The 18,596-nt window shown below is 64.6% G+C and carries 18 protein-coding genes and 1 tRNA gene; 11 read left to right on the top strand and 8 right to left on the bottom strand.

Annotated elements, in window-relative coordinates; all coding sequences use genetic code 11:
• Window positions 1-53: 53 nt before the first annotated feature.
• The 4 genes from FJ430_RS01595 to FJ430_RS01580 all read right to left on the bottom strand — a co-directional run bounded on the left by FJ430_RS01595 (window position 54) and on the right by FJ430_RS01580 (window position 3,392).
• Window positions 54-863 (bottom strand): ABC transporter permease, encoded by an 810-nt coding sequence (locus FJ430_RS01595; RefSeq protein ID WP_140702302.1) that lies wholly within the window; start codon window positions 861-863, stop codon window positions 54-56.
• Window positions 863-1,573, bottom strand: a complete 711-nt coding sequence (locus tag FJ430_RS01590) for an ABC transporter permease (RefSeq protein ID WP_181175221.1) — start codon at window positions 1,571-1,573, stop codon at window positions 863-865. Before FJ430_RS01590 ends, FJ430_RS01595 begins: the two co-directional genes overlap by 1 nt.
• Before the next feature lie 148 nt (window positions 1,574-1,721).
• Window positions 1,722-2,519: a transporter substrate-binding domain-containing protein gene (locus FJ430_RS01585; RefSeq protein WP_140650605.1), complete on the bottom strand. Its 798-nt coding sequence runs from the start codon at window positions 2,517-2,519 to the stop codon at window positions 1,722-1,724.
• A gap of 57 nt (window positions 2,520-2,576) precedes the next feature.
• Entirely contained in the window at window positions 2,577-3,392 is an 816-nt protein-coding gene (locus FJ430_RS01580; RefSeq protein ID WP_140644733.1) for an ABC transporter ATP-binding protein, read from the bottom strand.
• A 210-nt stretch (window positions 3,393-3,602) separates the two neighbouring features.
• On the opposite strand from FJ430_RS01580, the gene FJ430_RS01575 reads away from it, so the two are divergent.
• The 4 genes from FJ430_RS01575 to FJ430_RS01560 all read left to right on the top strand — a co-directional run bounded on the left by FJ430_RS01575 (window position 3,603) and on the right by FJ430_RS01560 (window position 7,674).
• Window positions 3,603-4,475 carry a dimethylarginine dimethylaminohydrolase family protein gene (locus FJ430_RS01575; protein WP_140702305.1) on the top strand — a complete coding sequence of 291 codons (873 nt, stop codon included), beginning with the start codon at window positions 3,603-3,605 and terminating at the stop codon, window positions 4,473-4,475.
• Entirely contained in the window at window positions 4,445-5,116 is a 672-nt protein-coding gene (locus tag FJ430_RS01570) for a TetR family transcriptional regulator C-terminal domain-containing protein (protein ID WP_140650600.1), read from the top strand. Before FJ430_RS01575 ends, FJ430_RS01570 begins: the two co-directional genes overlap by 31 nt.
• 74 nt (window positions 5,117-5,190) lie before the next feature.
• A complete protein-coding gene (locus FJ430_RS01565) occupies window positions 5,191-6,771 on the top strand; it encodes a 5-guanidino-2-oxopentanoate decarboxylase (RefSeq protein WP_140650597.1) in 1,581 nt (526 codons plus the stop codon).
• Between the two features lie 195 nt (window positions 6,772-6,966).
• On the top strand, window positions 6,967-7,674 hold the full coding sequence (locus FJ430_RS01560) for an SDR family NAD(P)-dependent oxidoreductase (protein WP_140644737.1): 708 nt from the start codon (window positions 6,967-6,969) through the stop codon (window positions 7,672-7,674).
• Between the two features lie 78 nt (window positions 7,675-7,752).
• Here the strand turns inward: FJ430_RS01560 and rpsA are convergent, their stop codons facing one another.
• From rpsA to aroA, 3 genes are all read right to left on the bottom strand, one after another.
• Complete coding sequence (gene rpsA / locus FJ430_RS01555; protein ID WP_140702308.1) at window positions 7,753-9,450, bottom strand: 30S ribosomal protein S1; 1,698 nt, start codon at window positions 9,448-9,450, stop codon at window positions 7,753-7,755.
• A 195-nt stretch (window positions 9,451-9,645) separates the two neighbouring features.
• Window positions 9,646-10,296: a (d)CMP kinase gene (gene cmk, locus FJ430_RS01550; protein ID WP_140702311.1), complete on the bottom strand. Its 651-nt coding sequence runs from the start codon at window positions 10,294-10,296 to the stop codon at window positions 9,646-9,648.
• A gap of 86 nt (window positions 10,297-10,382) precedes the next feature.
• The gene (gene aroA / locus FJ430_RS01545) at window positions 10,383-11,741 is read right to left on the bottom strand and encodes a 3-phosphoshikimate 1-carboxyvinyltransferase (RefSeq protein ID WP_140702313.1); all 1,359 of its coding nucleotides are present in this window, start codon (window positions 11,739-11,741) and stop codon (window positions 10,383-10,385) included.
• A 196-nt stretch (window positions 11,742-11,937) separates the two neighbouring features.
• Here aroA and FJ430_RS01540 point away from each other — a divergent pair, with 196 nt between their 5' ends.
• From FJ430_RS01540 to FJ430_RS01530, 3 genes are all read left to right on the top strand, one after another.
• The gene (locus tag FJ430_RS01540; RefSeq protein ID WP_140650589.1) at window positions 11,938-12,333 is read left to right on the top strand and encodes a TIGR02300 family protein; all 396 of its coding nucleotides are present in this window, start codon (window positions 11,938-11,940) and stop codon (window positions 12,331-12,333) included.
• Window positions 12,334-12,494: 161 nt separating this feature from the next.
• Window positions 12,495-12,570: transfer RNA gene (locus FJ430_RS01535), tRNA-Ala, on the top strand.
• A 135-nt stretch (window positions 12,571-12,705) separates the two neighbouring features.
• A complete protein-coding gene (locus FJ430_RS01530) occupies window positions 12,706-13,062 on the top strand; it encodes a hypothetical protein (protein WP_226892034.1) in 357 nt (118 codons plus the stop codon).
• 123 nt (window positions 13,063-13,185) lie between these two features.
• Here FJ430_RS01530 and FJ430_RS01525 read toward each other — a convergent pair whose 3' ends face one another.
• Window positions 13,186-14,292 (bottom strand): lactonase family protein, encoded by a 1,107-nt coding sequence (locus FJ430_RS01525; RefSeq protein ID WP_140702315.1) that lies wholly within the window; start codon window positions 14,290-14,292, stop codon window positions 13,186-13,188.
• A gap of 204 nt (window positions 14,293-14,496) precedes the next feature.
• Here FJ430_RS01525 and FJ430_RS01520 point away from each other — a divergent pair, with 204 nt between their 5' ends.
• From FJ430_RS01520 to FJ430_RS01505, 4 genes are read left to right on the top strand one after another with little or no spacing between them, the layout of a single operon-like run.
• Window positions 14,497-15,048, top strand: coding sequence for a MaoC family dehydratase (locus tag FJ430_RS01520; protein ID WP_140702317.1), 552 nt, complete (start codon window positions 14,497-14,499; stop codon window positions 15,046-15,048).
• Window positions 15,049-15,051: 3 nt separating this feature from the next.
• Window positions 15,052-16,212, top strand: a complete 1,161-nt coding sequence (locus tag FJ430_RS01515) for a CaiB/BaiF CoA transferase family protein (protein ID WP_140702320.1) — start codon at window positions 15,052-15,054, stop codon at window positions 16,210-16,212.
• Between the two features lie 14 nt (window positions 16,213-16,226).
• Window positions 16,227-17,354 carry an extracellular solute-binding protein gene (locus FJ430_RS01510; protein ID WP_140702852.1) on the top strand — a complete coding sequence of 376 codons (1,128 nt, stop codon included), beginning with the start codon at window positions 16,227-16,229 and terminating at the stop codon, window positions 17,352-17,354.
• A gap of 26 nt (window positions 17,355-17,380) precedes the next feature.
• Window positions 17,381-18,565 carry a substrate-binding domain-containing protein gene (locus FJ430_RS01505; RefSeq protein WP_140702322.1) on the top strand — a complete coding sequence of 395 codons (1,185 nt, stop codon included), beginning with the start codon at window positions 17,381-17,383 and terminating at the stop codon, window positions 18,563-18,565.
• Window positions 18,566-18,596 lie beyond the last annotated feature (31 nt).

Genomic DNA, 18,596 nt, shown 5'->3' with positions numbered 1-18,596 from the left:
AGGGGAAAACCAGCAAGCAGCCCACTGCTCACAACTCACTATTCACGACTCACTTACCCGATCTTGACCGGAATCCGAGCCTCGATCCGACTGAAGACGAAGACCAGGATGCCGGTGATCGTCATATAGATCAGCGCCAAGAGCAGCAAAGGCTCATAGGTCAGGTAGGTGTCCTGGCGCACCTTGGAGGAGACGGCGAAGATATCGATGACGCTGATCGTCGCCACCAGCGGGGTCGACTTCAGCTGCAGCACGGTCTCGCCGGTCAGCGTTGGCAGCGCCCGGTAGAAGGCCTGCGGCAACCAGATGCGCCGGAAGATTTTCCAGCGGCTCATGCCGAACGCGCGGGCGGCCTCCAACTGTCCGCGCGGCACGCCCGCGAAGGCGCCGCGCATCACTTCGCCCTCATAGCCGGCGAAAGACAAGGTCAGCGCCACCACGCCATACGGCCAGGCCTGCCGGAGATACGGCCAAAGCCAAGATTCGCGGATCCACGGATATTGCGGAAAGATCGAGCCGAGGCCGTAATAGAGCAGCCAGAGCTGCAGGAGCAGCGGCGTTCCCCGGATGATGGTGCAGAAGACCTTCGCCGGTGCCGAGAACCAGATCGGTCCGCCTGCCTGGGCGAGCCCGAGCGGCACGGCCAGCGCAAAGCCCAGCGCGCAGGTGACGGCGAGGATCCAAAGCGCCCGCCATATGCCCATCAGGCCCATTTCCCAATATTGCGGCAGCCAGTCCCAGCGCATGAAGAAGGCGGCGCAGAGCACCAGCGCCAGCGCGATCAGGATCAGCATGATGCGGTGCGGTTTGAGCCAGATCGAGGCGCGCGCCGCCATGTTGATCGCGGAGGCTTCGGCCGACATCAGCGCGCCTCCCTGACGGAGGGCATGCCGCGCCGCGACCAGGCCTCGACGCGGCCGATGATCAGGTTGGAAAACAGCGAGAGCGCGAGATAGAGCGCGCCGGCCGCAAGGTAGAAAAGAAGGTAGGCCTTGGTCACGCCGGCCGCCTGGCGCGTTGCAAGGGTGAGTTCGAAGAAACCGACGACGGCAAGCAGCGCGGTGTCCTTGGTGGCGATGAGCCACAGATTCGCCAAGCCGGGGATGGCGAAGGGCAGCATCGCCGGCAGCGTGATGCGTCGCAGCATCAGGCCCGGCGACATGCCGTAGGCGCGGGCGGCCTCGATCTGGCCTTGCGGGATGGCGAGGATGGCGCCGCGGATGACTTCGGTCGAATAGGCGCCCTGGACGAACCCCAGCACGAAAATGCCGGCCGCGAGCCCGCTGATGTCGACACGGCTGTAGCCCATCGCCGTCAGCACCTGGTTGATGAGGTCGGTGCCGGCGTAATAGAGCAGCAGGATCAACACCAGTTCCGGCACGGCGCGCACGACGGTCGTGTAGACCGCGAGCAGATCGCGCGTCACCGGGCCGCCATAGAGCTTGCCGAAGGCGCCGGCGGTGCCGATCATGAGGCCGAGGCAGGTGGCGCCGATGGCGATCTCGACCGAATGCAGCAGGCCGACCAGCAGCGTGCCGCCCCAGCCGGGCGCCACGGGCGACAGGAGTTCCATGAAGCCGGCCGCGGAGGCCGGAAGAAAGACGTCGATCAGCTTCGCCCCCGGATTGCTGGCAAGCCACCGAGGGCAAGGTCGGCGGCGCGCATGCGTGGCAAGGTCGGGCATGGCGCGGACGCCATGCCCTCACTCATTGCAAGAGGACTCAGTTCGACTGCGTAGCGCCGCCATAGATGTCGAAATCGAAATACTTCTTCGAGATCTCGTCATATTTGCCGTTGGCGCGGATCGCCTTGATGCCGGCGTTGAATTTTTCCTTGAGCGCGGTGTCTTCCTTGCGGATACCGGCGCCGACGCCCGGTCCAAGCACCTCATCGTCCGGGGCCACCATGCCCTTCAGGTCGCAGCAGGCCTTGCCCTGGTCCGACTTCAGGAACTCGCCGAGCGCGATCGAGTCGGCCTGCACCGCGTCGATACGGCCGGCGGCCAGATCCTGGTTGGCTTCGTCCTGGGTCTGGTATTCCTTGATCTCCTGTGCGCCCGTGAAATGCTTCTTGGCGTACACGGCATGCACGGTCGAGACCTGGACGCCGATCACCTTGCCCTTGAGATCGTCCGGCGTGGAGCCGAACTTCTGGTCCTTCGGTCCGATGATCGCGGTCGGGGTGTTGTAGTACTTGTCCGAGAAGTCGATCGTCTTCTTGCGCTCGTCGGTGATCGACATGGAAGAGACGATGGCGTCGATCTTCTTGGTGGTCAGCGCCGGGATGATGCCATCCCAGGCAACCGGCGTGATGACGCAGTCGAGTTTCTCTTCGGCGCAGACGGCGTCGACGAAGTCGATCTCCCAGCCCACCCATTTGCCCGAGGCGTCGGGCGAGGTGAAGGGCGGGTAGGGTTCGGCGGCGACGCCGATCTTGACCTGCTCGGCCTTGGCCACGCCACCCATCGCCGCGACGCCGAGAAGCAGCGCGGCGGCGAATGTCTTGACAACAGTCTTCATTTCAGGACTCCCAGTTTGTTGTTGTTCCCGGTTTTTCGCTCCGCTTGATGCCGGCACCTAGCCGACATTGCGGAGGAATTGCTTGAGCCTTTCGGATTTGGGCGCGCCGAACAATTGTTCCGGCGGACCCTCTTCCTCGACCAGCCCGTTGTAGAGATAGACGACATGCGTCGCGACCTCGCGGGCGAACTTCATTTCATGTGTCACCAGCACCATGGTGCGCCCCTCGCGCGCCAGGTCGCCGATGACTTTCAGCACCTCGCCGACCAGTTCGGGATCGAGCGCGGACGTCGGTTCGTCGAACAGCATGACGCGCGGATTGATCGCCAGCGCGCGGGCGATCGCGGCCCGCTGCTGCTGGCCGCCGGACAGGAAGGCCGGATAGACGTCGCGCTTTTCCGCCAGCCCGACTCGGGCAAGCAGCTTCTCGGCCTGGGCGATCGCTTCGTCGCGCTTGACGCCTAGCACATGCACCGGAACCTCGATGACGTTCTCGATCAGCGTCATATGGCTCCACAGGTTGAAATTCTGGAAGACCATGCCGAGCCTCGAGCGGATACGCTCGATCTGCCTGCGGTCGGCCGGAACGGTATGGCCGTGACTGTCGGCCTTGAGCCTGATCTCCTCGCCATTGACCCGGATGATGCCGCTGGTCGGGTTCTCCAGGCAGTTGATGCAGCGCAGCAGGGTCGACTTGCCGGAGCCGGAGCCGCCGATGATGGCAACCACTTCACCGTCGCGCGCCGACAGCGAAACGCCCTTCAGCACGTGCAGCTGGCCGAATTTCTTATGCAGGTTTTCGACATGGATGGCTTCGGCGGCGCCATTCTGCGCCTTGCCTGACTGGACTGCGGCAGCGTCCGCCACGCTCACCGGGCGACCTTTCTATGGTCGAAGGCAGGTCGTCGAACGTCCATCCGGCTAATCAACATACGCTGTATTGCCCGCTCCAGACTTCAGCATGGACCCGACAGCGCGAGCCCGTCAATCCCGCTCATTACGGCACTTGCGGCCTTGTTGCGCAAGTGTATAAATAGCCTTTCATGAAATTTTCACGATTTTTTTCATCTTAAAAGGACATCGATGAGCGCTTTCGGATCACAGTCCATGGCAGCGCCGCTGCGGCGCGTGCTGATGCGGTCGGCGGCCAACGCCATGCGCGACGCCGACAGCGCTGCCTGGCACTATGGCCCGGGATTCAACCCGGCGAAGGCCGCTGCGCAGCATGCGCTCCTTGCCGAACTGGTGGCGGCTTCCGGCGCCGAAATCGAATGGATCGAGGACACGGCCGATGGCCTTTCGGATTCGGTGTTCACGCATGACCCGTCGCTGATGACCGACCGCGGCGCGCTGATCCTGTCCATGGGCAAGCCATTGCGCGCCCGCGAGCCCTCGTTGCATGAGGAAACCTACAAGCGACTGGGCATTCCGGTCCTCGGCCGGGTCGAGGCGCCTGGTCAGGTCGAAGGCGGTGACTGCGTATGGGTGGATGCCCGCACGCTGGCGATCGGGCGCGGTGTGCGCTCCAACCAGGAAGGCATCCAGCAGGTTTCCAACCTGCTGACGCCGCTGGGCGTTTCCGTCTACGGCTTCGATCTGCCGCTGTGGCAGGGCGAAGAGGCGTGCCTGCATCTGATGTCGGTGATCAGCCCGCTGGCCGACGACCTTGCCCTGGTCTATTCACCGCTTCTGCCAGCCCCATTCTATCAGATGCTGAAGGCGCGCGGCATCCGGCTGGTCGAAGGCGACGCCGAAGAGTTCGCCGCTTCCAACGGCCTCAGCCTGAACGTGCTGCCGACCAGCCCGCACAAGGTCATCGCCGTTGCAGGTTTTCCCAAGACCAAGGCCGCGATGGAAGCCGCCGGCTGCACGGTTGAGATATTCGAGGCGGACGCGCTCTGCATCGCCTGCGAAGGCGGGCCGACATGCTTGACGCGGCCGATCCTGCGCCAATGAATGCGCGCCGCAAGTTCCGCCGCGAGGGCGAGGAGCGGCGGCGGCAGGATCTGATCGATGCGACGCTCGACAGCGTGGCGGAACATGGCCTTCAGGGCGCCACCTTGCGTACCATCGCCTTGCGCGCCGGCGTCACCGCCGGACTGATCCGGCACTATTTCCCCGGCAAGGAAGAATTGCTGCAGGAAGCCTATACGGCGCTGGTCGGCCGCATGACCGAACAGGCGAAAGCGGCATTGGTCATGGAAGACGCCTCGCCGCGCCAACGCCTCGCGGCTTTCGTCACCGCCAACCTCAATGCGCCGATCATCGACCAGCGGGTGTTTTCGCTCTGGGCAACCTTCCTCGGCCGCGCCAATGCGGATCCGACGCTCGCCCGTGCCCACCGCGAAGGCTACCTTGGCTTTCGCAACGAGGTGGAAGCGGTCGTGGCCGAAGTGCTCGCCGCCGACCGGCGCAAGCCGGATGCAGGCAAGCTGCGCCACCATGCCATCGCGATCAACGCGATCATCGACGGGCTCTGGATCGAAGGCTGCCTGGCCGGCGAGATGTTCTCGCCCGGCGAGCTGGCGGCGATCGGCATCAAGGCCGTCGAGGCCGAACTCGGCCTCGCGGCGCTGGAGCAATTCCAGGAAAAATGAGAAGCGGTTGGGTTCGGCACTTCGCCGTAACTTTCCGTCCGCAATTGCGTAAGAAACAAAAGGAAGGAAATGCGATGACTACCATCGGCGAAGCGCTCATCACCCTGCTCGAAGCGCATGGCGTCGACACCGTCTTCGGCATTCCAGGCGTGCATACGGTCGAGCTCTATCGCGGCCTGGCGCGCTCGAGGATCCGCCACGTCACGCCGCGCCACGAGCAGGGGGCAGGCTTCATGGCCGATGGTTATGCGCGCGCCGGCGGCCGGCCGGGCGTCGCCTTCGTCATCACCGGACCGGGGTTGACCAACACCATCACCGCCATGGGCCAGGCGCGCGCCGATTCGGTGCCGATGCTGGTGATCTCCGGCGTCAACGCAACCGATACGCTGGGCAAGGGGTTGGGCTTCCTGCATGAGCTGCCGGATCAGCGCGGCATGATGGAAAAGGTCGCGCTGTTTTCCGAGCGTGTCATCGAGGCCGGGCAACTGCCGGGCGCTCTCGCCCGCGCCTTCGCCGTTTTCTCCTCCTCACGTCCGGGTCCGGTCCATATCGAGATCCCCACCGACGTCATGGTGAAGCCCGCCGACGATATCGCGGCAGCGCTGAGCAACGCCGCGCCGCCCGCCCCGGCCCCTGCGGCGACTGCCGAAGCGGCAAAGCTCATCAAGGCGGCGCGCCGGCCGCTGATCCTCGCCGGTGGCGGGGCAAGGAAGGCCGACGCTGGGCTGCGGCGCCTGGCCGAGACGCTTGGCGCGCCGGTCGTCGAGACCGCCAATGCGCGTGGCCTGCTGCATGGCCATCCGCTCTGCGTGCCGGCCAGCCCAAGTCTGAAGGCAGTGCGCGCGTTGATGGCGGACGCCGATCTGGTGATTGCCGCCGGCACGGAGTTCGGACCGACCGACTATGACGGCTATGGCGACGGCGGCTTCGTGCTGCCGAAGAACCTGATCCGTATCGATATCGGCGCCGACCAAATCGCGCGCCGGCCGGTGACGGTCGGCATCCAGGCGGATTGCGCCGAAGGGATCGAGGCTCTGCTTGCGGCGATCGGGCTCGGCCATGCTGCGGCAAGCGATGGCGAGGCTCGTTCGGCTGCCGCGCGGAAGGCAGCGCTAGCCGAATTGAAGCCCGACTATCTGGCGCAAGTTCATGCCGTGGAAACGATCCGCGACGCGCTGCCGGGCGCCATCATCGTCGGCGATTCGACCCAGCCGATCTATGCCGCAAACCTCTATTACGACCACGACCGTCCGGGCGGCTGGTTCAACGCAGCGACGGGCTTCGGCGCGCTGGGCTACGGTCCGCCGGCGGCGATCGGCGCGGCACTTGCGGTGCCCGAGGCGCCGGTGGTGTGCCTCACCGGCGACGGCGGCTTCCAGTTCACCTTACCGGAGATCGGCGCCGCGCTCGACGCCGAAGCGCCCGTGATCTTCGTCGTATGGAACAACCGCGGCTATCGCGAGATCGAGACCTCGATGCTCGATGTCGGCGTCGAGCCGGTCGGCGTCTCACCGGCTCCGCCGGATTTCTGCAAGCTCGCCGAGGCCTACGGCATCGAGGCCGAGCGGCTGGCCGGGACCGGTGGTCTTGCCGAGGCGCTGAGGCGCGCCCGGGCGGCAGGCGAGCCGCGCGTCATCGAAATCACCGTCGACTGAAGACTCGCGCGTCTGCCAGTAGGCCCATTCCGGCGCCGGCAGATTGATGTCGCCTGCCAAGTTCCGACGCATGCAAAGACGCTGCGCCTGCCATGTCGATATTTCAATTGAGTGACGACGCGAAAGGCGCGACGTTCGAGCCTGGGGCGGCATAACCCAAGATATAATCAAAAAAATGACAGGAGCGGTCGAAGGATGACGGAAACGCTTAATGGCAGGCATGTCGTGGTGACGGGCGGTACTGGGGCGCTCGGCGGCGCGGTTGTCGGCAGATTGCTGGAGCAAGGCGCGATCTGCCACGTGCCCAATGCCCACGCGGCAGCCCCGCCGCATTTTCCTTACGCAGCCCATGCCAGCGTGCATCTGGCGCATAATGTCGACCTGTCGGATTCGGCCAAGGTCGAGGCTTTCTACCACCAGGTGCCCGCGCTCTGGGCCTCGATCCACCTTGCCGGCGGCTTCACCATGGCGCCGGTGGAAAAGATCGAGTCGGCCTCCTTCGCCGAGATGATGGAGACCAACGCCCGCACGGCCTTCCTATGCAGCCGCGCCGCGGTGCGCTCGATGCTGGAGTCCAATACGGCCGGCCGCATCGTCAATGTCACCGCGCGCGCCGGTCTCGACCCGAGGCGCGGCTCCGGCATGGTCGCCTATGCCGCGAGCAAGGCGGCGGTCGCGGCGATGACGGTGGCCATGGCTGAGGAACTGAAGCACAAGGGCATCCTGGTCAACGCCGTGGCGCCCTCGACGCTCGACACGCCTGCCAATCGCGCCGACATGCCCGATGCCGATTTCGCCAAATGGGTCAGTCTCGAAGCCGCGGCGGAAGCGATCGCCTATCTCGCCTCGCCCGCCAACCAGGCCATGAGCGGCACGCTGGTTCCGTTGTACGGCCGCGCCTGAACTCGATATCCCGACAAAAGAAAAACCCGCCGGATCGCTCCGGCGGGTTTTTGCTGTTCGTCAGTTGAAGAGCCTGGCTTAGTTGCCCTGCTTCTTCAGCGCCGCGCCCAGGATATCGCCCAGCGAGGCGCCGGAGTCGGTCGAGCCGTATTGGGCGACCGCTTCCTTTTCCTCGGCGATTTCCAGCGCCTTGATCGAGACCTGCAGCTTGCGGGTCTTCTTGTCGAAGGCGATGACGCGGGCATCGACCTTCTGGCCGACGGTGAAGCGCTCGGGGCGCTGCTCGTCGCGGTCGCGCGAAAGGTCCGAACGCTTGATGAAGGTCTCGATGCCGCTGTCGACCAGCCGCACGTCCAGACCGCCATCCTTCACGCCGATGACCTCGCAGGTGACGACGGCGTTCTTGCGCAGTTCGCCGCTGTTGGCCGCTTCGCCGACAGTGTCACGGGCCAGCTGCTTGATGCCGAGCGAGATGCGCTCCTTCTCGATGTCGACGTCGAGCACCTGCGCCTTGACCACGTCGCCGCGATTGTACTCTTCGATGACCTGCTCGCCCGGACGGGTCCAGTCGAGGTCGGAAAGGTGCACCATGCCGTCCACGTCGCCTTCCAGGCCGATGAACAGGCCGAACTCGGTCTTGTTCTTGACCTCGCCCTCGACCTGGCTGCCGACCGGATGGCTCGAGGCGAAAGCCTGCCACGGGTTTTCCAGCGTCTGCTTGAGGCCGAGCGAGATGCGGCGCTTGGCCGGATCGACCTCGAGCACCACCACGTCGACTTCCTGCGTCGTCGACAGGATCTTGCCGGGGTGCACGTTCTTTTTCGTCCACGACATTTCCGAAACGTGGATGAGGCCCTCGATGCCCGGCTCCAGCTCGACGAACGCGCCGTAGTCGGTGATGTTGGTGACGGTGCCCTTGATCTTCTTGCCGATCGGGAACTTGGTGCCGATATCCGACCACGGATCCGACTCGAGCTGCTTCATGCCGAGCGAGATGCGGTGGGTTTCCTGGTTGATGCGGATGATCTGCACCTTGACCGTCTGGCCGATGTTGAGGATCTCGGTCGGATGGTTGACGCGGCGCCATGCCATGTCGGTGACATGCAGCAGGCCGTCGATGCCGCCGAGGTCGACGAACGCACCGTAGTCGGTGATGTTCTTGACCACGCCTTCGACCACCTGGCCTTCCTCGAGGTTCTGCACGATTTCCGAACGCTGTTCGGCGCGGCTTTCCTCGAGCACGGTGCGGCGCGACACCACGATGTTGCCGCGGCGGCGATCCATCTTGAGGATCTCGAAGGGCTGCGGGTTGTGCATCAGCGGGGTGACGTCGCGGATCGGGCGGATATCGACCTGGCTGCGCGGCAGGAACGCCACGGCGCCGTCGAGGTCGACGGTGAAGCCGCCCTTGACCTGGTTGAAGATGACGCCTTCGACGCGCTCACCCTTGGTGAACTTCTCTTCGAGACGCACCCAGCTCTCCTCGCGGCGAGCCTTCTCGCGCGACAGCATGGCCTCGCCAAGCGCGTTCTCGATGCGCTCGACATAGACTTCGACGGTGTCGCCGACCTTGAGGGAGGATTCCTTGCCCTTGGCGCCGAATTCCTTCAGCGGCACGCGGCCTTCGACCTTGAGGCCGACATCGATGATGGCCATGTCCTTTTCGATCGCGGTGATCGTGCCCCGGACAACCTGACCCTCGCCGGAATGGCCGGCGGAGAATGATTCTTCGAGCATGCTCGCGAAATCGTCGCGAGACGGATTAGCAGCTGACATTGTTTCTCCTGGAATGCTCCGCTTCTGTCGCGGAGCGGGCGCCGTGGGTTAGCGTTGCGTGAGCCTGCCGGCGTTCCGGGCTGAAGAGCCCTTGGCCGCTGTTCAGGCGGCAAGTCCGGCGCATGAAGAATGCTGGCAGGCTGGTTCGTGCCCGATATGGGTATTTTCGCCGCCAACGGCAATCGAAAAACCTGATCAGGCCTTGTTTCTCTTGGCAAGGACGTCGTCAACGATCGCCATCGCCGCCAGAAACGCGGCTTCTATAGCCATTTCGCTGGTATCAAGCAAGTGCGCGTCTCCCGCCGGCTTCAGCGGCGAGTCGGCGCGGCCCATGTCGCGCTCGTCGCGGCGCTCGATATCGGCAAGGATGGTGGCGAAATCGGCGCTGCCGCCCATGCTTTCGATCTCGGCCAGCCGGCGACTGGCGCGCACCGCCGCACTTGCCGTGACGTAGAGCTTGATATCGGCGTCCGGGCACACGACGGTGCCGATGTCGCGGCCGTCGAGCACCGCGCCCGGCGGCGCCTTGGCGAAGGCCCGCTGCTTCTCGACCAGGATGCGCCGCACCGTGGGAATGACAGCGACCTTGGAGGCGGCTTCGCCCACCGCATGCGCGGAGAGCACGGTGCGGTCGAGGTTCGACAGGTTGACCTGCCGGGCTGCGGTTTCGGCCGCCGAGACATTGTCGAGCGGCAGGCCGAGCTCCAGCAGCTTGTGGGCCACCGCGCGGTAGGTGAGGCCGGTGTCGAGCAGGTTCAGCCGGTAGTGGTCGGCGAGGCGGCGGGCGAGCGTGCCCTTGCCGGCGCCCGCGGGGCCGTCGATGGCTATGGTGAAGGTGTGGGTCATTGGCTGTTCGCCATGAATAGAGGGCGCAAGGAACAAGGCGAGCGCTGTCCCGCCAGCATTTCTGTTTGGCCCCAACCCATCGACAATCACTCGATCTCCGCGCCCAGCCCCTTCATCAATCCCATGAACTCCGGAAAGCTGGTCGCGATCATGTTCGCGTCGTCGATTGTCACCGGCTTCTCGGTCGCCAGTCCCATCACAAGAAAACTCATGGCGATGCGGTGGTCGAGATACGTCTTCACCGCCGTATCCTGGCCGTTCGGATGGCCGCCCAGCCCTCTGCCGCCGGGCTTGCCGTGCACGGCGAGCGAAGCCTCTCCTTCCGTGCAGTCGACGCCGTTGAGCTTCAGCCCATTGGCCACCGCCGACAGCCGGTCGGATTCCTTGACCCGCAATTCCTCCAGCCCCCGCATCAGCGTCTCGCCCTCGGCGAAGCTCGCGGCAACCGCCAGCACCGGATATTCGTCGATCATCGACGGCGCCCGCTCCGGCGGCACGGTGACGCCTTTCAGTTCGGAATAGCGCACGCGCAGGTCCGCCACGTCCTCGCCGCCGGCATTGCGCGGGTTGAGGATGTCGATCCGGCCGCCCATTTCCTGCAGCGTCAGCAAAAGCCCGGTGCGGGTTGGGTTCATCAGCACGTTCTCGATCGTGATGTCGGAGCCCGGCACGATGAGCGCGGCCACCAGCGGGAAGCCGGCCGAGGACGGGTCGCCCGGCACGGCGATCGTCTGTCCCGTGAGCTTGCCCTGGCCTTCGATGAAGATATGGCGCACGCCGCGCTCGTCGGTCTCGACGCTCAGATTGGCGCCGAAGCCCTTCAGCATCTTTTCGGTGTGGTCGCGCGTCATCACCGGTTCGATCACCGTGGTGATGCCGGGCGTGTTCAAGCCGGCAAGCAGCACCGCCGACTTCACCTGCGCGGACGCCATCGGCACGCGATAGGTGATGGGCGCGGCGTGTTTTGGGCCACGCAGCGTGATCGGCATGCGGTCGCCAGGCGCTGCCTTCAGCACCTGCACGCCCATCTGGCGCAGCGGGTCGAGCACGCGGCCCATCGGCCGGCCGGAAAGCGAGGCGTCGCCGATGAAGGTGGTCTCCATGTCATAGGTGCCGACCAGCCCCATGGTGAGGCGCGAGCCGGTGCCGGCATTGCCGAAATCGAGCGGGCCTTCCGGCTGCAGCAGCGCGCCGTTGCCGGTGCCGCGGATCACCCATTCGGCGCCCTTCTTTTCGACATGCGCGCCCATTGCCTTCATGGCGGCGCCCGTGCGCATCACGTCCTCGCCTTCGAGCAGGCCGGTGATGCGGGTCTCGCCGGAGGCGAGGCCGCCGAACATGAAGGAGCGATGCGAAATAGATTTGTCGCCCGGCACGCGCGCTGTGCCGGCAAGGGCAGGGGATTTGCGGGCCGTGGCTGGCTTAGCGGCGGCGGAGTGAGACATCCTTGTCTTCCAAATGAAATGCCGGCTGGCCGGCTCGGTTCGTCATGGTGCGGCGGTCTCGTATCACGGTGCGTTGCAATGGTCATCCCCTTGTGCGAGGCCTTCGAATACGAGCATTTTACAATGCCGGCTTTTGGCTTTGACAGCGCTCAAAACTGCGGTTATGGGGACCACTCTTTTATTGACGAGGCCTACTGTGGCAAAAGCTGAACTTGGCACCAAGCGTGTCGACCCCGAAACGGGTCGGAAATTCTACGATCTCAACAAGGACCCGATCGTCTCGCCTTATACCGGCAAGAGCTATCCACGCTCCTATTTCGACGAAGGCAAGATTTCCGCCGTCGAGGAAGATGAGGAAGTCGCCGAGAAGGAAGTGGACGCCGACGAAGAGGAAGGCGCCGAAGTCGTCTCGCTCGAGGAGGCCGATGACGAGGCCAAGGGCGGCGGCGACGATCTTCCCGATCTTGGCGATGATGAAGAAGATGTCGATCTCGGCGACGATGAGGACGACACCTTCCTTGCCGACGAAGAGGAAGAGGACGATGACGTCGCCGATATGATCGGCGTCGGCGACGACGATGACGAAGTCTGATTTCGTTTGCCGGCCATTTTGGCCTGTGACGAAAAAGCGGCTTTTCAAGGCTTGATCTTGACCGAAGGCGGCGCTAGAAGCCGCCAGCACTAAACGACGGCGCGGTTCCCGACCGCGCCGGATCTCTTCGCCGGAAACGGCGCCGGCTGACTGCCGGGAGTGGGGCCATAGCTCAGTTGGGAGAGCGCTTGAATGGCATTCAAGAGGTCGTCGGTTCGATTCCGATTGGCTCCACCAAACAGTCTGTTGCTCACGCTTGGCGTCGCGCTATTCGCGCTTGCTGCTTGCCAATCGACTCCAGACACACAGCCTGTTGCCGACCCGCAACCCGCTCCGGCCGCTGTTCCCGCTCCGGCCTCGCTGAATTCGGCCGTGCTGGATCAGACAGTCGCGGTCGTTCCCCCCGGCAAGGGCGTTCCGGCCAGATACGCCGCATTTTCCGGGATATGGGCCGGGCAGCTCAACGGCATGTATGACGGCAAGCTGGCGGTGCTGACCGTGTCCTCGGGCGGGCAGGTGACGGCCAGCTACGCATGGGGCGACTTGGCCGACAACAAGCCGGGCGTCGCCGACGGCTCCGGCAGGATTTCCGGCAACACGTTGAAGCTCGGGCGGCTGCCGAACGGCGCCGACATCACGGCCACGATGCCGTCGCCAGGAACACTCAACGTTACCTACGCGCTTGCCGGCCAGACCTATACCGGCTCGTTCGCCCGGGTCGGCCAGTGAGCAAAGTCAGTCACTAAAGCGCGTCGCGCTGAACGGATTTAGACGACGCGCTTTTAGGTCTTTGTTTTGATGCATGTCGTTGTCCCAGAACCGCTGCGCACTTCTGGGCGACATGCATTAGGATCAAAGCGGGTCCCGCGTGATCCGCACGCACATCGGCGTTCCGATTTCGATGGCGTGGCCGGTGTCGGTCAGCCGGCCGCTCGTCTCGTCGCGGGCGAAGATCGAGATGCGGTCGGCGTTCTGGTTGGCCGAAAACAGATGCCTGCCCGATGGCGTCAGCGCGAGGTTGCGCGGTGTCGCGCCGCCGCAAGGCGCGAAGTCGACCAGCTCCAATTTCCCAGACAGCTGGTCGACGGCGAAGATGGCGACGCTGTCATGGCCTCTGTTGGAGCCGTAGAGAAAGCGGCCGTCGGGCGAGATCTGGATGTCGGCGCAGTGATTATGCGCGCGAGCCTGCTCTGGAACCGCCGGCTTGGTGTCGATGAGTTCAAGCCTGCCTGAAGACGGCTCAAGCGCCAGCGACACCACCGTCGAGTCCAGCTCGTTCATGACGAAGACGAAGCGGCCGTTCGGATGCAGCGCGACGTGACGCGGCCCGGCGCCGGGCGCCAGCGCCGAGGAAGCGAGCTTCATCAGCGTGCCGTCGGGCTCTATCCGGTAGGAGACCAGCTGGTCGATGCCGAGATCGGCGACGATGGCAACGCCGCCCTCAACGGTTTCGGTGACGCTGTGGGCGTGCGATCGCTCCTGCCGGTCGGCGTTGGGGCCGATGCCGGAATGCGCCACGCTCGCCAGCGGCGCGGTCAGGCCGCCGTCGGCCGCGAAGCCGAACACAGCGACCGCCTTGTCGGGGCCGCCGCTTCCCATGCCGTAATTCGCGACCAGAAGCTTGCTGCCGTCGCGGGTGATCGTGTTGTGCGCGGTGATGCTGCCAAGCGACGGCTGCTTGTTGATATAGGCGAGTGAATTGGTCGCGCGCTCGAAGCGATAGGCCGTGACCGTTCCCTCGCGCCAGGCGAAGACTTCCGAGTTGGCAAAGATGCGCGTCCCGTCCGGCGTCACCGACAGGAAGGTCGGGTTGTCGACCTCGTCGGTCTCGGCAAGCTTTTGCACGGCAAGCGTAGCCTCGTCGAAGGCGTAGACGCCGAGGCCGACGCCGCGCGCGCCCTGGAAATAGGGAGCCTCGCGGTTGAGGCTGCCGACAAAGACAAGACACGCGCTTTGCATCGATCTTCCTCCCATCGCCGACGCTGCTGCGCTCGTGCCGGCTTTCCAAAAATTTCGCCGATCGTCGCTTGCAAGGCAATCCCATATGTGAAAATATTATTCACAAAAGAAAATTGACGGGAGGAAAAGCGACATGCGTCTCGCCATCCGGAATCGTGCCCGGAACCGCCTTGCAGACCGCGCCGGAAGCTTCCGGAGAGGATCATGAGCGCATTCGCGCCGACCGTCGGCGTCGCCTCGACTCATCCTGCCGACATGCCTGAGGCGCATGCCGAAATCCCTGTCTGGAATTCGGAAAACTGGTTCTACGAGGACTGGCAGGCCGGCCACAAAATCCGTTCGCTCCGCCGCACCATCGCCGAGGGCGAAAGCCATATGTTCAATGCGCTGGTGCTGGACATCCATCCTTACGTGCAGGACCAGATGTTCGCCGAGAAGGAAGGCATTTTCGGCCGGCGGCTGGTGGCGGGCGCCTTCGTCTTTTCGGCCGGGCTCGGCCTCGTCGCCACCAATTGCATCAACGCCTTTTCCTATGGCTATGACAAGCTCAGATTCATCAAGCCGGTCTTCATCGGCGACACCATCTATTCGATCCGAACCAACCTCGACAAAAAGCCACGCTACCAGGACATGGGCCTGATCCGCGCCAGCTATGAAGTCTTCAAGGGTGAAGGAGAGCTGGTGCTCTACTGCGAGCATCTGCAGACGGTGAAATACAAGAACCCGACCGATTTCGTCGGCAAGACAGAGAAGTGAACCGTGGCCGCTGAAAACGAACTTCCGCTGACCGGCCTCGTCGTCGTCGACATGAGCCAGTTCCTGTCGGGACCCTATTGCTCGCTGCGCCTGCTCGACCTCGGCGCGCGCGTCATCAAGATCGAGCGGCCCGATGGCGGTGACCTGTCGCGCCGGCTCTATCTCAGCGACACCGAGATCGGTGGCGATTCCACCATTTTCCACGCCATCAACCGCGGCAAGGAGAGCCTGGCCGTCGACCTCAAGAACGAGGCCGATCTTGCGATGTTGCGCGCGCTGATCGCCAGGGCCGACGTGCTCATCCAGAATTTCCGGCCGGGTGTCATCGAGCGGCTCGGCCTCGACTATGAGCATGTGAGAACGATCAACCCCCGGCTCGTCTACGCCTCGATCAGCGGCTATGGCGAGGACGGTCCCTGGGTCAAGCGCCCGGGGCAGGATCTGCTCGCCCAGGCCCGTTCCGGCGTGATGTGGCTGAACGGCGACGAGGAGCAGGGACCGGTGCCGTTCGGCCTGGCGATCGCCGACATGCTGGCGGGCGCTGCCTGCGCGCAAGGCATCCTCGCCAAGCTGGTGCGGCGCGGCATCACCGGTGAGGGTGGCCATGTCGAGACCAGCCTCCTCGAGGCGCTGATCGATTTCCAGTTCGAGGTGCTGACCACGCATCTCAACGACGGCCGCCGTCTGCCGAAGCGCTCGTCCTTCCGCAGCGCGCATGCCTATCTGTCGGCGCCCTACGGCGTCTATCCTGCCAAGGACGGCTATCTGGCGATTGCCATGACGCCGATCCCGAAGATTGCCGACCTGCTCGAACTGCCCGAACTCGACCCGTTCCGCGACAAGCCGGCGACCTGGTTCACCGCCCGCGACGAGATCAAGGCGATCGTCGCCAGGCGCATCGGGCAAAAGACCATCGACGAATGGCTGGCCATCCTCGAGCCCGCCGATGTCTGGTGCGCCAATGTGCTGACCTGGCCGGAACTGATGGAAAGCGACGGCTTCAAGACGCTCGACATGCTGCAGACCGTGACGCGCGAGGACAATGTCTCGATCCTAACCACCCGCACGCCGCTGCGCGTCGATGGCGCGCGCGCCAGGGTGGATCGCGCCGCCCCGCGCATCGGCGAGCACAGCGACAGGATTCGCGCGGAGTTCGGCCTGTGATCCGGCTGAAAGGCATGACCTGGAGCCATCCGCGCGGTTACGATCCGATGGTGGCGTGCTCGGCGCTATGGAAGGAAAAGACCGGCGTTTCGATCGAATGGGAAAAGCGCTCGCTGCAGGATTTCGAATCCTTCCCGGTGGAAGAACTCGCCCGCGCCTATGATCTGATCGTTATCGACCATCCGCATGTCGGCCAGATCACCGCCGAAAAGTGTCTGGCGCCGCTCGATGTGCCGGGACGCGAGGCGGAACGCAAGGCACTCGCCGCCGGAAGCGTCGGCCAATCCTATCCGAGTTACACCTGGCAGGGCCGGCAATGGGCGTTTCCGATCGATGCCGCGACCCAGGTTCAGGCCTGGCGGCCGGATCTGATCGAAGCCGCGCCGGCGATCTGGACCGAAGTGCTGGCGCTTGCCGAGCAGGGCCGCGTTCTCTTGCCGCTCCGGCCGCCGCATTCGCTGATGTGCTTCTACACATTGGCCGCCGATCTTGGCCGGCCGTGCATCGTCGACGGTTCGGTCGACCTTATCGATGGCGAGACCGGCGAAACCGCCTTCGAGATGCTGCGCGAGATCGCGGCGCTCGTCGATCCCGCATGCCTGACCATGGACCCGATCGCGGTGTTTGAAGGGATGGCGGAAGCCAATTCCCGCATCGCCTGCGCGCCACTGATCTACGGTTATGTTCCCTATGCGGTGGCGGGTTTCCGACCGCGCCGTCTTGCCTTCGCCAATATGCCGGTCGCCGGCGGCAACGGCCCGATCGGCTCGGCGCTTGGCGGAACCGGTATTGCCGTCTCGGCCTTTTCCGCCGCGCGCGAGGCGGCGATCGACTTCGCCTACTGGATCGCCAGCGGCGACGTGCAGCGCGGGCCTTACACAGCCGCCGGCGGCCAGCCCGGCCATGCCGCGGCCTGGGAGGACGATGCCGTCAACGCCGCGACCGGCCACTTCTATCGCGACACGAGGGCGACGCTCGAAGGCGCCTGGGTCCGCCCGCGCCACGACGGCTACATGGCGTTCCAACAGCAGGCTTCGGACCGCATCAATGAAGGCCTTGCCGGCAGGCAGGACGCCGGCCAAGTCGTCGCCGACATCAATCGCCTGTTCAGGGAAAGTTTCGCGCCGGCCGCCGCCGGCTAGTTTCTGGTGCACCAAGGGAGGAAAAAATGACCAGCCTGATACGCGGCCTGCTCGCCGCAACCGCCATAGTCTCGATCCCGTTCGCCGCCCATGCCGCCGACGTGAAGTCGGTGATCGACGGCCTGCCTGCCGATCTCAAGGCGCAGTATGACGGTGCGCCGCAGAAAGTGCTGCCGTCGGCCTGGGATAATTTCACGCCGCCGGCCAAGCCGTGGAAATGGTGCCACTCGGAGAGCTACCAGGGCAATCCGTGGCGCGTGTCGGTCACCAAGGAGCTGAAGCGGCTGGTCGAGGGCCTGATCGCCGACGGCACGGTATCGAGCTTCGAAGTGTCGGATTCGAACAACGACCCGAGCCAGCAGATCAACCAGATCCGTGCCTTCATCGACAAGAAATGTTCGATCATCACCTCGATCCCGGGCTCGGCGACGGCGCTCGACGATGCCGTGGATGCCGCCGCCAAGGCTGGCATCCCCTTCATCACCGCGGCGGGCTCGATCACCAGCCCCAACGCCATCAATGTCGATTCCAACTATGCCCGCTGGGGCTATGACATGATGACGGCGATCGGCAAGGCAAAGCCCGACGCCAGCGTGCTGGTGGTGGAGGGCATCGCCGGTCATCCGATCGTGGTCCAGGAAAAGCAGGGCGCCGACAAGGCGCTTGGCGAGAACAAGGGCCTCAAGGTCGCGCGCACCGTCAACGGCAACTGGACGGCCAACGTCACCAAGACCGTGGTGTTGCAGGCCATCGCCACCAATCCGGCGCCGATCGACGCGGTGTGGACGACCGGCTCCGAAAGCCGCGTCGTGGCCGAAGCCTTCGCCGAAGCCGGTCGGCCGGCGCCGCTGATCACCGGCTCGATCACCGGCGACGCGCTCGGCTACTGGAAAGCCAATCCCGACAAATACCGCTTCGAGGGCCATGCCGTGCTGCCGGGCTGGACCGCGCAGACGCTGTTTCGCGTCGGTGAGCGCATGCTCGACGGGCAGAAGCCGAAGCTCAACACGCTGCTGATCCCGATCCCGCCGGTGCATGCCGCCGAGCTCGACAAATGGTACAAGGACTGCATGACGCCGGATGCCGTTTCGGTCTTCCCGGTGCCGCCGACGGACCCGATGCCCGAGGACGTGCTCGACGCCTATTTCGCCAATCCCGCGCCCACCAAGGGCTGGGATTATTCCAAGGTGCCGGACGCCTGCGCCAAGTGATGTTTTGCGAAGCCGGCTCTCGCTAGAGCAA

This window comes from Mesorhizobium sp. B2-8-5 (assembly GCF_006440675.2).
Classification (GTDB): domain Bacteria; phylum Pseudomonadota; class Alphaproteobacteria; order Rhizobiales; family Rhizobiaceae; genus Mesorhizobium.
Note: the sequence above shows the minus strand (reverse complement) of the source record. Positions and strands in the feature narration are given on the sequence as shown.